The organism is Flagellimonas hadalis, from assembly GCF_007785775.2.
In the GTDB taxonomy this organism is placed as follows: Bacteria; Bacteroidota; Bacteroidia; order Flavobacteriales; family Flavobacteriaceae; genus Flagellimonas; species Flagellimonas hadalis.
Genome location: NZ_VNIK02000015.1, coordinates 74,618 through 88,783 on the forward strand (window position 1 = coordinate 74,618; position 14,166 = coordinate 88,783).

11 protein-coding genes are annotated in these 14,166 nt (G+C 47.8%); 5 read left to right on the plus strand and 6 right to left on the minus strand.

Translation table 11 applies throughout. The features are described 5' to 3' along the window. The first annotated feature begins 12 nt into the window (after positions 1 to 12). Genes araA through FOT42_RS16425 form a run of 3 tightly spaced genes read left to right on the plus strand, consistent with a single transcriptional unit; the run spans position 13 to position 4,370 of the window. Complete coding sequence (gene araA / locus FOT42_RS16415; RefSeq protein ID WP_151891605.1) at positions 13 to 1,518, plus strand: L-arabinose isomerase; 1,506 nt, start codon at positions 13 to 15, stop codon at positions 1,516 to 1,518. Positions 1,519 to 1,558: 40 nt separating this feature from the next. Beyond that, the gene (locus FOT42_RS16420) at positions 1,559 to 2,743 is read left to right on the plus strand and encodes an aldose epimerase family protein (protein WP_151891606.1); all 1,185 of its coding nucleotides are present in this window, start codon (positions 1,559 to 1,561) and stop codon (positions 2,741 to 2,743) included. Positions 2,744 to 2,750: 7 nt separating this feature from the next. Further along, positions 2,751 to 4,370: a sodium:solute symporter gene (locus FOT42_RS16425; RefSeq protein ID WP_151891607.1), complete on the plus strand. Its 1,620-nt coding sequence runs from the start codon at positions 2,751 to 2,753 to the stop codon at positions 4,368 to 4,370. Between the two features lie 228 nt (positions 4,371 to 4,598). On the opposite strand, the gene FOT42_RS16430 is transcribed toward FOT42_RS16425, so the two are convergent. The 3 genes from FOT42_RS16430 to FOT42_RS16440 are packed head-to-tail and all read right to left on the minus strand — an operon-like array spanning position 4,599 to position 10,070. Beyond that, entirely contained in the window at positions 4,599 to 5,909 is a 1,311-nt protein-coding gene (locus FOT42_RS16430; RefSeq protein WP_151891608.1) for a TolC family protein, read from the minus strand. Beyond that, positions 5,899 to 8,997 carry an efflux RND transporter permease subunit gene (locus FOT42_RS16435; protein WP_151891609.1) on the minus strand — a complete coding sequence of 1,033 codons (3,099 nt, stop codon included), beginning with the start codon at positions 8,995 to 8,997 and terminating at the stop codon, positions 5,899 to 5,901. Before FOT42_RS16435 ends, FOT42_RS16430 begins: the two co-directional genes overlap by 11 nt. Then, positions 8,994 to 10,070: an efflux RND transporter periplasmic adaptor subunit gene (locus FOT42_RS16440; protein ID WP_151891610.1), complete on the minus strand. Its 1,077-nt coding sequence runs from the start codon at positions 10,068 to 10,070 to the stop codon at positions 8,994 to 8,996. The genes FOT42_RS16435 and FOT42_RS16440 overlap by 4 nt, the downstream gene beginning before the upstream one ends. Positions 10,071 to 10,331: 261 nt before the next feature. Here FOT42_RS16440 and FOT42_RS16445 point away from each other — a divergent pair, with 261 nt between their 5' ends. Together FOT42_RS16445 and FOT42_RS16450 are read left to right on the plus strand one after the other, a co-directional pair. Then, positions 10,332 to 11,177 carry a universal stress protein gene (locus FOT42_RS16445; RefSeq protein WP_151891611.1) on the plus strand — a complete coding sequence of 282 codons (846 nt, stop codon included), beginning with the start codon at positions 10,332 to 10,334 and terminating at the stop codon, positions 11,175 to 11,177. After that, on the plus strand, positions 11,174 to 12,043 hold the full coding sequence (locus FOT42_RS16450) for a universal stress protein (RefSeq protein ID WP_151891612.1): 870 nt from the start codon (positions 11,174 to 11,176) through the stop codon (positions 12,041 to 12,043). The genes FOT42_RS16445 and FOT42_RS16450 overlap by 4 nt, the downstream gene beginning before the upstream one ends. Positions 12,044 to 12,069: 26 nt before the next feature. On the opposite strand, the gene trxA is transcribed toward FOT42_RS16450, so the two are convergent. The 3 genes from trxA to FOT42_RS18150 form a co-directional block, all read right to left on the minus strand. Next, positions 12,070 to 12,369, minus strand: a complete 300-nt coding sequence (gene trxA, locus FOT42_RS16455) for a thioredoxin (protein WP_151891613.1) — start codon at positions 12,367 to 12,369, stop codon at positions 12,070 to 12,072. Between the two features lie 181 nt (positions 12,370 to 12,550). After that, positions 12,551 to 13,441, minus strand: coding sequence for a PorP/SprF family type IX secretion system membrane protein (locus tag FOT42_RS16460; RefSeq protein WP_192938424.1), 891 nt, complete (start codon positions 13,439 to 13,441; stop codon positions 12,551 to 12,553). Between the two features lie 25 nt (positions 13,442 to 13,466). After that, on the minus strand, positions 13,467 to 14,166 hold a 700-nt coding region (locus FOT42_RS18150), incomplete at its 5' end, for a gliding motility-associated C-terminal domain-containing protein (RefSeq protein ID WP_192938425.1).

Consider the following 14,166-nt stretch of genomic DNA (forward strand, 5'->3'; position numbering starts at 1 on the left):
AACTACAGTTCAATGAATATGACTACAAAAGAAATCTGGTTCGTAACAGGGAGCCAACATTTGTACGGACCGGAAACTTTGAAACAAGTGGCCAGCAATTCCAAAGAAATAGTGGATGGATTGAATGAAGGGGGAAAACTGCCTGTTTCCTTGGTTTTTAAGCCAATCGTCACCACGCCGGATGAAATAACGGCACTTTGTCGCGAAGCCAGCAATACCCCGGCCTGTATAGGTGTGGTAACATGGATGCATACATTTTCTCCTGCAAAAATGTGGATAGCAGGCCTTAGAATATTGAGCAAACCATTATGCCATTTGCATACGCAGTTCAATGCCGAAATTCCATGGGAAAACATTGATATGGATTTTATGAACCTGAACCAATCGGCCCACGGGGACCGAGAATTTGGTTATATGATGTCCAGAATGCGAAAGAACCGAAAAGTGGTCGTAGGTCACTGGAAAAGTGAAAGAGTACAACAAAAGCTGGGCGTTTTTGCGCGTGTGGCGTTGGGCGCCGATGAATTGATGCACCTAAAAGTGGCCCGTATCGGGGACAATATGCGCCAGGTTGCCGTGACCGAAGGCGATAAAGTGGCCGCGCAGATGCGCTTTGGTGTAGAAGTGAACGGTTACGATTCATCGGACATTACCAACATTATTGGGAGGCTGGACCAAAAAGCTGTAGATCAACTAATTGAGGAATACGAAGCCAGCTACAATTTGTCGGGATCACTTCAAAAAAATGGGGCAAAGCGGCAATCATTGGTAGAGGCTGCCAAGATTGAATTGGGACTAAGAACCTTCTTGGTTGAAGGCGGGTTCAAAGCATTCACCGATACCTTCGAGAACTTGGGGACGCTGAAACAATTGCCAGGTCTTGCTGTACAGCGCTTGATGGCTGATGGATATGGTTTTGGGGGCGAAGGCGATTGGAAAACCGCAGCCTTGACCAGAACCATGAAAGTGATGGCAGAAGGTTTGGAAGGAGGGACCTCTTTCATGGAAGATTACACCTATCATTTCACCCCTCAAAAAGATTATGTCCTCGGCTCCCACATGTTGGAAATTTGTCCGTCCATTGCCAATGCCAAACCATCTTGCGAAGTGCATCCGTTGGGTATCGGCGGCAAAGAAGACCCTGTAAGACTGGTTTTTAATTCCCCGGCAGGTAGTGCCATGAATGCTTCTTTGGTGGATATGGGCAACAGGTTTCGCCTGATTGTGAACGAGGTGGAAGCCGTAGAGCCGATGGCCGATTTGCCCAAACTTCCAGTGGCACGGGTGCTTTGGGACCCGAAACCCAATCTGGATGTTGCCGCAACAGCATGGATCTATGCGGGCGGGGCGCACCACACCGTATATTCCCAAGCATTGAATACCGAGTATATGGAAGATTTTGCCGATATTTTCGGAATTGAACTCTTGGTCATTGACGCGGACACCAAAATAAGAAGCTTCAAGGATCAATTGCATGCCAATGAAGCCTATTATCACTTGTTTCAGCAAGTGATGTAAACACCTTTGGCTAAATTAACAAACAAACCATCTAAATATCATGAAGACAGCACAACCTTCCCTTATTAGTTTTGTTTTTCTCCTAACACTTCTAAATTTGGGCTGCAAGGAGAACAAAAAAGAAAACCCATCAGGCATGGAAACCGTCAAGACCGAACAAGGAAACGACCCGATTCAAAAAACCATTTTTGGCGAAATGCCGGACGGCACCAAAGTGGAAAAATATACCTTGAAGAATACAAAAGGCATGGAAATCGATGTGATCACCTATGGTGGTATCATCACCCGCTGGACGGCCCCCAACAAGGAAGGGAACTACGAGGATATCGTCCTCGGATTTGACGATTTGCAGCAATACCTTGACGGCAACCCCTATTTTGGAGCTTTGATAGGGCGATATGGCAACCGCATCGCCAAGGGCAAGTTCACATTGGACGGCGAGACCTATACCCTTGCCACCAATGATGGCGAAAACCACCTTCACGGGGGAGAAAAAGGTTTTGACAAAGTGGTTTGGCAAGCCAAAGCGGAAAGTACCGCCGATGGCGCTTCCCTAGAGCTTACCTATACCAGTGCAGATGGGGAAGAAGGATATCCCGGAAAATTGGAAGTAAAGGTCACCTATACCTTGACGGCCAACAATGAGCTTGATGTATATTACGAGGCCACAACGGACAAACCTACCATCCTAAATCTTACCCAGCATAGTTATTTTAATCTTTCTGGAAATTTTACCCAAAGCATACTCGATCACGAACTTTTCTTGGATGCCGATGCCTATCTTCCTGTGGATTCAGGCCTTATTCCGACCGGGGAGTTGCGTAAGGTCGCTGGGACTCCGTTCGATTTCAAACAACCCAAGTTGATGGGCAAGGAGATCAATGCCGAAGATGAGCAGTTGAAATTGGGCAAAGGATATGATCACTGTTGGGTACTCAATCAAGAAGCAGGTAATTATGGCCTGGCGGCATCCGCATATCATCCCAAAACAGGGCGTTTTTTGGAAGTTTACACTGACGAGCCTGGCATCCAATTTTATAGTGGAAACTTTTTGGACGGCACCTTGCCCGCCCAAAAAGGAGGTACTTATGGGCAAAGATCAGGATTTTGTCTGGAGACCCAACACTATCCCGATACCCCCAATCAGGAAAATTTTCCTTCTGTTAGGCTGAATCCGGGGGAGACCTATTCTTCCAGAACTTTGTTTAAACTATCCACCAAATAAGCACGACATGAAGACATTGGATACTTTTGATTGGATTACTATATCCGCTTACTTCGTCGTGCTTTTGGGAATTGCCGTTTGGGTGATACGCAAGAAAAAAGAAAGCACGGAAGATTATTTCCTTGCCGGCAGAAACGTGGGATGGTTTGTGGTCGGGGCCTCCATTTTTGCCTCCAATATTGGCTCGGAACACGTGGTGGGACTGGCAGGTGCAGGAGCCGGGAACCGTTTGCCCATGTTGATCTATGAGATACAAGCATGGGTGGTGCTGATTCTGGGATGGGTGTTTTTACCCTTCTATGCACGGGCAGGGGTCTTCACCATGCCGGAATTTTTGGAAAAACGATTTGATGCCCGTGCCCGATGGATTCTTTCCGTATTCTCCATTGTGGCCTATGTGCTCACTAAAATATCGGTGACCATCTATGCGGGTGGGATTGTGGTCTCTGCCTTGTTGGGCATTGATTTTTGGACCGGGGCCATTGCCACGGTGGTCTTGACAGGGGTTTACACCGTTCTGGGCGGAATGCGGGCAGTAGTTTATACGGAAACACTTCAGGCCATTATACTTGTGGTGGGCGCCGCTGCCCTTACCCTCATCGGTTTGGACCATGTAGGGGGGTGGCAGAGCATGAAAGAGACCGTTACCCCGGAATACCTCAATATGTGGCGTTCCGCTTCCGATCCCGATTTTCCATGGCCTTCCCTGTTGATTGCAAGTACGATCACAGGAATTTGGTATTGGTGTACGGACCAATACATCGTGCAACGTGCATTGACGGCAAAGAATATTAAAGAGGGTAGGAGAGGGACCATTTTTGGTGCCTTGTTAAAACTTTTCCCAGTTTTCTTGTTCTTGATCCCGGGCGTGATAGCGCTGACCTTGAAAATGCGTGGTGAACTGCATTGGGACAGCCCGGATGAAGCTTTCCCCGTTTTGATGAGCAACCTCTTGCCATCCGGACTGCGTGGTCTGGTCGCGGCAGGCCTGTTGGCGGCATTGATGAGTTCATTGGCCTCTGTGTTCAATTCATGTTCTACCCTGTTCACGGTCGATATCTACAAAAAACTGAGGCCAAATACCCCTGAGAAGAAACTGGTCAGGACGGGACAGATCGCTACAGTGGTGGTGGTCATCATCGGTATCATCTGGATCCCTATCATGGCCAACATATCGGGAGTGCTCTATGAATACCTCCAAAGTGTGCAATCCTACATAGCCCCACCGATCACCGCGGTGTTCCTTTTGGGGATATTCCATAAGCGTATCAATGCCCAGGGCGCATTCGTCACACTTGTGGTCGGATTTATCGTGGGAGCACTCCGGATCATTTTGGAATTGGTAAAAGAATCTTTGGACCCCGGAAGCTTTTGGTTCCTTTTGGGCGATATGAACTTTTTGTCCTTCGCCTCTTGGTTCTTCTTGTTCTGTATTGTATTGATTGTGGTGGTGAGCTATGCTACGAAAGCCCCTTCGGAAGAAAAACTGAGGAACCTTACCTATGCCACCATTTCCGAAGAGGAAAAAAGAAAGAACAAGAGCAGTTACAACTGGAAGGATATTGTCATTTCCTTGGTGATAGTGGCCATTGTCATCTATGTGATGGTATGGTTCAATGGAAACTAATAAACCTCGGTTCGAGTGCAGTCGAGAACTAAATCAGTATCAAAACCAATAGGTTTCGACTGCACTCAACCCGACAAAACTTGAATTTGATCTGCGGGAATTTCCGAAGATTGGCATCTAACTGACTTTTGGAATTAAGACAAAAGTCCATTTTTTTGACTCCAAAAGCACAGCGGTCTTAGTTCTGATACTTTGTATGCCCTGCATTCAAGGCAGTAATTTTGATTTTTATATCTCCAAGTTTCCGGCCAATTGTTTGAGGACAATTTCGGAGAGTTTGGCCTGGAATTTAGCATTGCTGAGCCGCACACTGGCGTTGATATAGTTCAATTGTGCCGTTCTGAACTCTATGGTGGGAATGATGCCGATCCGGTATTTTTCCACGGTGATTTCCAAATTTTCCTTGGCAATGGCCTCGTTCCTTTCCTCGAGTTCCATAAGGCTGATGTTGGTCAGATAGGTTTGGTACGTGGTGTTCACCAAAGATGTCAATGCCTGTTCTTGTTGGGCAATGGCAATTTCAGCGTTCTCCAAGGCCACTTTCCCCATTTTTTCGTTCCTGTTCTGGTTAAAACCATCGAACAGGTTAAGCGTAGCTCCAAAACCGTAGCTGAACCCCTTTGAGTCCGAACTTGTGGCAAAGCCCAACTCTGATTTGGAATTGCCAATGTTGTACCCCGAGGTCACAAATATGGACGGGTAGCGGGCCGCCTTGATCTGTTTCAGTTCCAGTTCACTGATGCGCTTGTTGATTTTTTCGGCCTGCAATTGCGGGTTTTCCTCGGCTACTTTGGCCTCCAGTTCGTCCAAAATCAGTTTTTGGTCCACGAATATCTCAGGAATCACCCTAAAATCGATCTTGAGGTCACGGGCCAATTGCTCGTTCAGTTGGGTCTTGGTGTTCTTGTAAAGTTCCTGCTGGCGCTGCATCAGGGTCTGGTCCGTATTGAGGTCCACTTGGGCGTTCAGTACTTCCAGTTTGGATGCCTTACCTATGGTAAATCGGTTTTGGGCAAGTTCCACGCGCTGCTCCGAGATGATAAGGGTACTGTCCAGGGCCGATAGTTGTTGCTGTTGCTGGACTAGGTCATAATAGGTGATCATGACTTCGCCTACGGTGGTCAATATGGCCTGTTTCAGTTCGGCTTCACCCAGTTTTTTGGTTTCCTTCAACTGTTCGTAGTTGGCGAACATACGCAGACCATCAAAAACGGTCCACTCCAAGGCCACACCATAATTGAAACTACTGTTCTTTACATTGTCCCGGTCCTGAACGGTTCCATCGTTACGGACTTGGGTCAAACTTTGTATACTGTTGTTATCGGCCAAATTGGCCCCGACCTGGGGAAGCATTCCAGCCTGTCCGGGAGTGGTGCCCAACTCATCTATCTTCAGTTCGTTTCGGGCCGTTTTTATCTGAAAATTGTTTTCCAGAGCTATTTTGACCGCATCTTGCACCGTAAGGACTTCCTGTGCATTGGTCAAAGCAATGCCGTTCAATACGAATATAAAAATGCTTATTCGCTTTTTAATGCCCATGTGAGGAAATTTCTAGGTTTTTGAATTCAGGACGTATGACTTTTTTTCTGGACCACATGAGATACAGTGCCGGGATGATGAACAGGGTGAGTACCAAGGAAAACAAGGTGCCACCAATGATCACCACACCCATACCGGTACGGCTGGAGGATGCTGCGCCAAGCGACAATGCAATGGGCAATGCACCCAGGGCAACGGTAAGACTGGTCATCAAAATAGGTCGCAATCGCGATACGGACGCTTTCATTATGGCCTCCATTTTGGATAGTTCCTGGTTTTCTTCCTGTAGCTGATTGGCAAATTCAACGATCAGGATACCGTTCTTGGTCACCAAACCTATCAGCATGATGGTACCAATCTGGCTAAAAATGTTCCAGGTTTCACCGAACAGCCACAGAGAGAACATTGCCCCTGCAACGGCCATGGGCACGGTGAGGATGATAATGATGGGGTCAATAAAACTTTCAAACTGGGCAGCGAGGATCAAAAAGATCAACAGGAAGGCCAGACCAAATGCAAATGCTGTATTGGAACTACTTTCCACGAAGTCGCGGGATTCACCGCCAAGATCCGTAGTGAAGGTATCGTCCAAGACCCTTTCCTTTATGGCGTTCATGGCATCAATTCCGTCACCGATACTCTTGCCCGGTGCCAAGTTGGCGGAAACCGTGGCAGACATATATCGGTTGTTGTGGAACAATTGTGGTGGACTGCTGTGTTCTTCGGTGGTGACCAAATTGTCCAATTGGATCAATTGCCCCTTGTCGTTCTTTACAAAAATGGAGGTGAGGTCCGTAGGATCGTTCCGATCTTGTTTGTCGAACTGACCTATCACCTGATATTGTTTTCCGTTCATCAAAAAGTAACCGAAGCGTTGCCCGCTCAAGGATAGCTGGAGGGTCTGTGCCACATCCCGAACGGAAACCCCAAGACTTTGGGCCTTTTCCCTATCGATGGACACATAGATTTCAGGTTTGTTGAACTTGAGGTTCACATCCACAAAGGAGAAGGTTGGGTCTTTTTCTGCCTCGGCCATGAATTCAGGGACTTTTTCCTGTAGTTTTTCAAAATTCTTTGCTTGGATGATGAACTGGATCGGAGGTCCACCACGTCGGTTCACAGAAATAGTGGGTCGTTCTGAAACGTTGGATCTTCCCCCAACAAAGGCTTTGGACCAGCGACCTAGATCTTGGGCAATCTCACGTTGGGAACGTTCTCGTTCGCTAGGGTCTACCAAAGCCACATTGGCACGCCCACTGTTCACCGATGAGCTACCAAACCCGGGCGAGGTCAAGATAAGGCTGACCTTTTTTTCGGGGATGGAGTCATTGATCAATTTGGTGATGTCGGTCATCAGTTTGTCCATATAGTCATAGGACGATCCCTCGGGGGCCGAAACGTTCATGCTTACAAAGCTACGGTCATCATAGGGCGCGGTCTCTTTTTGAAGTAGGGAATAGAAGAGTACGATCAATCCCAAACATCCGATGAGAATGGGGAAGCTGAGCCATTTCTTCTGGATGAACTTTTCCAAGGCACTTTTGTAGGACTCGTTCATGGCCACAAAGTATTTTTCGGTGACCTGATAGAATTTGGATCTGCTCTGTTTCCCGGGCTTGGTCAGATAGGCATTCAGCATGGGCGTGAGCGTAAGGGAAACGAAGGCCGAGACCAGTACTGCTGTTCCCAATACCACACCAAATTCCCTGAACAACCGGCCCACAAAACCTTCGAGGAAGATAACGGGCAGGAACACCGCGGCAAGGGTGATGGAGATGGAGATGACCGCAAAAAAGATCTCGTTGGACCCTTTGATGGCCGCCTCTATGGGATTCATGCCCTCCTCAATTTTTTTATAGATGTTCTCGGTGACCACAATACCGTCATCCACCACCAGTCCTGTGGCCAAAACGATGGCCAATAGGGTAAGTACGTTCACGGAGAATCCCAGCATCCACATAAAAAAGAAGGTGGCGATCAATGAAACGGGAATGTCCAACAATGGACGCAGTGCGAGGGACCAGTTCCTAAAGAACAGGTAGATGACCAAGATCACGAGAATGATGGATATCAAAATGGTCTCCGCAACCTCGGTGACGGCTCTTTTCACGAAGACCGTATCATCAATGACAACATTTAGTTTAAAATCTTCGGGAAGGTCATTTTGAAGTTTTTCGTATTCTTCATAGAAGGCATTGGCAATTTCCAGGTAGTTGGTTCCCGGCTGTGGGACCACAGCAACAGCGACCATGGGCTGTCCTGAGTCGCTCATTTTGGTCTCCATGTTCTCGCCTTCAAGGGTAGCACGGCCAATATCGCTCAGCTGTACCAATTTTTCCCCGTCGGCCAATATGATGATGTTGTTGAACTCCTCCTCGGTGTTCAGGTTTCCGAGGGTCTTTACGCTCAACTCTGTATTGTCTCCTGTAAGTTTGCCAGAGGGCAATTCGATGTTCTGGGCCAAAAGTGCGGCACGCACATCGGCCACGGTGAGTCCGTAGGATGCCAGTTTCAAGGGGTCTATCCAAAGCCTCATCGCATACCTACGCTGTCCCCAAATCTGCACCCCGCTCACCCCGGGAATGGTCTCGATCCGTTGGGCGATTACATTTTCCGCATAGTCCGAAAGTTCCAGGATGTTCTTGTTGTTGCTCTGAACGGTCATTGAAATGATCCTGTCGGCATCGGCATCTGCTTTTGAAACCACGGGAGGGGCATCCAAATCTTCGGGAAGACTCCGCAGGGCCTGCGAAACTTTGTCACGCACGTCATTTGCGGCGGCTTCCAGGTCTTTGTCCAGTTCAAATTCGATGGTGATGGAACTGGAACCCTGAACACTGGAAGATGTAATGTTGCGTATTCCATCAATGGAGTTGATGGCCTTTTCCAAGGGCTCGGTGATCTGGGATTCAATGATATCCGCATTTGCTCCGGAATAACTGGTGCGAACGGAGACCACAGCAGGGTCAATGGACGGGAACTCCCGAACACCCAAGAAGGTATAGCCAATGATCCCAAAAAGAATAATGGAAATGTTCATCACAATGGTGAGAACAGGTCTTTTGATACTTATGGTAGAGAGGCTCATGGCGCTTGGATCAAGGGTTCGGGTTCTTCAAGAACAACGTGCACGGGCGAACCATTCTGTAGTGCCATCACACCATAGGTAAGTATGGTGTCTCCAGGATGAAGGTTGGTCAGTACGCGTACCACTTTTCCGGTACGTGCCCCGATTTCCACATCCACTTCCTTGGCCTTGCCATTCTCAAGGATAAAGATCTTCTTTCCATTTTGTACGGGGATCAATGCCTCAGAGGGTACCAAAAGGGCATTGTCCACTGTTTCCAAAGGCAATTGGACACTGGTATAGGCACCAGGGTAGAGCTTGTTGTCCCGATTGTCCATGATGGCCCGCATCCTGAGGGTCCTGGTGGTGATGTCCACTTCAGGATCTATCGCATAGATGGTGGCACTGTATTCTTCCTTTGAATCTGAAGTGGTAAAGGTCAGTGCCGTGCCCACATTTACTTGGGCGGCATATTTTTCTGGAACGGAAAAGGTGATCTTCAGTTCGTCGGTATTGACCAATTTGGCAATAACGCTGGTAGGGGTCACATAAGTTCCCTTGGAAATGGCCCTTAGGCCGATGGTCCCGGAAAAGGGCGCTCTAAGTGTGGTCTTGGACAATTGCGCTTCAATCAGCTCGGCTTCGGCACTGGCCGATTGATAGTCCGCGCTGGCAATGTCATATTCTTCTTGGCTTATGGCCTGTTTTTCCAAGAGGAGCTTTGCTCTTCGCTCATTTTCAGAGGCCAGTTTTTTTGCAGTCTGTGCCTTGGAAAGCTGGGCACGTAGCTCAATGTCGTTTACTTTTAGCAACACTTGTCCCTGAGACACCTTGCTCCCTTCCTTGAAATTGATACTCTCTACGACTCCCGATACTTCGCTCCGTATCTCGATCTGCTCATTGGCTTCCAAGGTTCCGGCAATGGAAATGTTGTCCTTGAAGGTCTGTGGTTTTAGGACCATGCCGGAGACTGTGGGGATGCTGGGGCCGCCGCCGCCGGATTTCCCCACTTCTGCATTGGATTTGATTCTGTAGGCGATGAGCGCACCTATTCCAATGACAAATAGGATGTAAACTATAGTTCTTACTTTCATTTTGGTTTGGTGGATGGTGGCACTATTTTTTTTAAAATAGTGTCAGCCAAAGATAAAGTTTACCGATTGTTCCGTATAGTTTGATAAGGGTATTTTAACACAGGAAACCTTTGAACGTCCACTTGTTATGGCTTAACGACCAATACAAGGGCGCAAACCGCATTTTAGGGGTTCAAGTGTTAATTTTTTATGATACTGGATTGACCAATATCATTTTATGCCCGGAGTGGCGCGTCTATCTTTGGAGAAACAGTGATTGAAATGAAAACCGTATTGATCCCTACAGATTTTTCAGCGAATGCGCTCCAAGCGCTCCAATATGCCCAAGAGCTCTACAAATGTGAGCGGGCCTGTTTTTTTGTCCTGCATGCCTATGCGGAACAGGTATACGGGGAGTTTGGTGCCAATCCGAAGGAAGAAGTGGATGCCCTCAAAAAGAAAACAAGGGAGCAAACACAGAAGAAACTGGACCAAATGCTGGAACCCATCATGGGTACGCCCCCGAACCCTTTGCACAATTTTGAGACCATCGCCTGTTTTGACAGCTTGGTGGACGGGATAAACGATGTGGTGGATGAAATGAACATAGATTTGGTGATCATGGGGACCAAAGGGGGAACCAGTGACCATAAGACCACTTTTGGAAGTTATACCATTGAAGTGTTCAAGTATGTGAAGTGTCCTGTACTGGCCGTTCCCGAGGGTTTTGAATATAGGCGGCCCAAGTCTGTCCTTTTTCCTACCGACTACATGCTACCTTACAAGCGGAGGGAGCTGAAACTTTTGGACGATCTGGCCAGTAAGTTCAAATCGGAAGTGCACTGCCTTTACATTACGGATTTTGATGAACTCAGTCCACGACAAGAGGACAACAAACGTTTCTTGGAAGGCACACTTTCCCGATCCTATCTGTATTTTGAAACCATGCCCATCAAAAACAGGGCAGAGGCCATTCTGGAAAAATTAGAGCAGAAAGGGGCCGACCTGCTTGTCATGGTGAACTCCCGACATTCCTTTTTTGAGGATATGCTCTATCGGTCCACGGTGGACCTTTTGAGCTTGAAATTGAAGATACCGTTCTTGGTAATGCAAAATTTGAACAGATGAAAAAGAAGGATAAGAAACAGGTGGTGCTGCCCACCGATTTTTCAAAAAATGCCTGGAATGCGATCGTATATGCGCTTACCCTCTTCAAGGATGTGCCCTGCGATTTCTTTCTCCTGAATGCCTTTCAAGTGGGTACTTCTGGGCTGAGTACCAGAATGGGCCAGGCGAACGACACCCGTTTGTTCCATTTGCTGAAGGAGCAATCGGAGCGTGACCTGGAAAAGGTTTTGCAGCAGGTGAAGGAGATGGATGGCAACCCTGAACACACTTTTGAGACCCTTTCCATTGCGGACAACCTTGTCAATGCCATTGGGAGGACCGTCTATAATAAAGGTATGGACTATATCATCATGGGTACCAAGGGTGCAACCGGCCTTAAGGAAGTGTTCATGGGGAGCAATACGTACAAGATTATCAAGGAAATTGATTTTTGCCCCATAATTGCTGTTCCCGAGGATTTCAAAAGTGAAGGTGACATCGATACCATTTTATTGGCCACGGGATATGAGCATCTTTTTGAAGCCTACGAACTCAGACCCCTTTTACAGATTGCCAAACTCCATGGTTCCAAGATCAGCATAACCCTTGTGGGCAATTTGGAGGAACTGACCCCGGAGCAGGAGGCATCAAGAAATATCATCAAGAAACAGTTGAGATCGGTGCCCTATGATTTTGTGGCTGTGGAAAAGGACACATCCATCTACCATACCATCCAAAAAACGGTGGAAGGGAACGGGGACATTCAAATGGTGGCCATGATCAATCGGGACCGTGGTTTCTTTGAGCGGTTGACCCGTGAGCCAGTGGTCCAAAAAGTTTCCTTCAATTCCAAAGTCCCCTTTTTGGTCATCCATTTGTTCGAATAGGTACCTGAATCCAAACCAATCGGGCATCACAAATAGGACCTCACCACCTGCAACAGCTCTGTTTTTTGGAGCACTCCTGACTGTCTCCAGAGCTGTTTGCCGTTTTTGAAGAGCATCATGGTGGGCACGCCCCTTACCTGATAGGTGCCGGCAAGGGATTGGTTTTTGTCCACATCGATCTTTACGATTTTTAGCGAGTCCCCCAGTTCATCCTTCACCTCTTTGAGGATGGGAGCAAGCATTTTGCAGGGGCCACACCATTCTGCAAAGAAGTCGATGAGCACCAATTGGTCCGATTCTATCAAAGCGGAAAAATTTCCTTTCATGGTTCAAAATGTTGATGGTGTGCAAGGTAAAAAATAGGAATGGTTCTCCAATTGACGGTTGTCATGATCTGTCCCTTTTCTTGAAAAAATAAGGGCCATCCGGAAAATTCCGAGTGGCCCTTTGGTATGTTTGGCGGCGCACCGGGTTTGAAACCCTGGATGCTGCTATTTTGGTAAATCGTTACATTTTTAACCTCATGAACAGTTCGTGGGTATTGTTGTCCAACCCATCGATGGAATTTTGGATGGAGGTTTCATAGGCATAGCCCAGATTCAAGCCATGGCTAATGTTGAAAAGGAACAATCCGCTGATGCTCTCGTCGTGACGATAACTGGCACCAAATTCAAAACGCTCCCCAAAATCCAACATGCCCGTCAACTCTACCGATACAGGTGAAGCATCCACATAGCGTAGCATGCCCATGGTCTTGAGGTCCAATGTCCTTCCCAACAAAAAGGTGTACCCGCCGCTTAGATAAGCGTGCATGCGGTCCACGCCCAAATAGGCATTTCCATTGCGTTCCTGAAGACGATCGGGCGTCAACAACTTGGGTGCCGATAGTGATGCAAAGTACCTATCGTGCTTTAGGTATACCCCGGCGCCGACATTGGGGGTGAACCTGCTCTCATAGTCCATTAGCGAGCCATCCTGTCCCACACCATAGGTGATCAGGCCATTGGTGTTGGCATCATAGGAGTTGGCACTTCCCTTGAGGCCAAAGTAAAGTTGATGCTCCCCGTCCAATTGGATGTGATAGGAGATGTCAATGGCCATCCATGTCTGTTGCTCAATGAACGTTCGGTCGTTGAGGATGGACACGCCCAGCCCCAAGTTTCTGCCCACGGGCATTCCAAAAATGGCGCTCTGGCTCTCAGGGGCACCTTCAATGCCCGCCCATTGGCTACGTACCCCCAACGAAAATTCTGCGGCTTCGGAACTACCGGCAAAAGCAGGGTTGTAGATGTTCATGTTGTACCTGTAAAAGGTGTAGTTGGGGTCCTGCTGGCCACTGACTGTGGAACAGAGTACCATGGCAACTATCAAAATCTGTATTTTATGTATGATATTCATGTCTTTGATTCTGTTTTTGTCGTTTTTAGTAGTTGATGAAAATCCAGCCTTGCAACGGGGCATTGCCATCTCCCAAATCGATGATATAGAGATAGGAGCCGGCGGGAAGTTTTTCGTTCCTGCTTTTGTAGAAGCCTTCCCAGTCATTTTTGTATGACCTTGTCGCAAAGACCTCATGCCCCCATCGGTTGTAAACGGAAACCTTATTGTTGGGGTAATTGTCTATGCCCGGGATGACCCACGCATCGTTGTTTCCGTCCCCATTGGGTGTAAAGGCTTGCGCCGGAACGAGTTTGGGTTCATCGCTGGTCGGGAAGTAATCATCACCGTCCAAAACACCATCATTGTCATCATCGTCGTCCATGCTATCGGGCAGACCATCACCATCGGTGTCCAATGGGGTGCTGTTGGGATCCTTTGGATTGGTCCCTTCTACCTCTTCGATATCGTCGGAATATCCATCGCCATCATCATCGGTATCGGCATTGTCCCCAATCCCATCACCATCGGTGTCGGTATTTTCATTGGCATCAGTAGGGAAGTCATCCTGATCATCGGGAATACCGTCGTTGTCATCGTCATTGTCAACTTCATCGCCAAGACCATCGCCATCGGTGTCGGTGTCGGTCACGCCATCATTATTGTCATCATCATCGGCATTGTCGCCAATTCCATCACCATCTACATCAGAGTCCTCGGAGGGATCTTTCGGGAAGTCGTCCTGA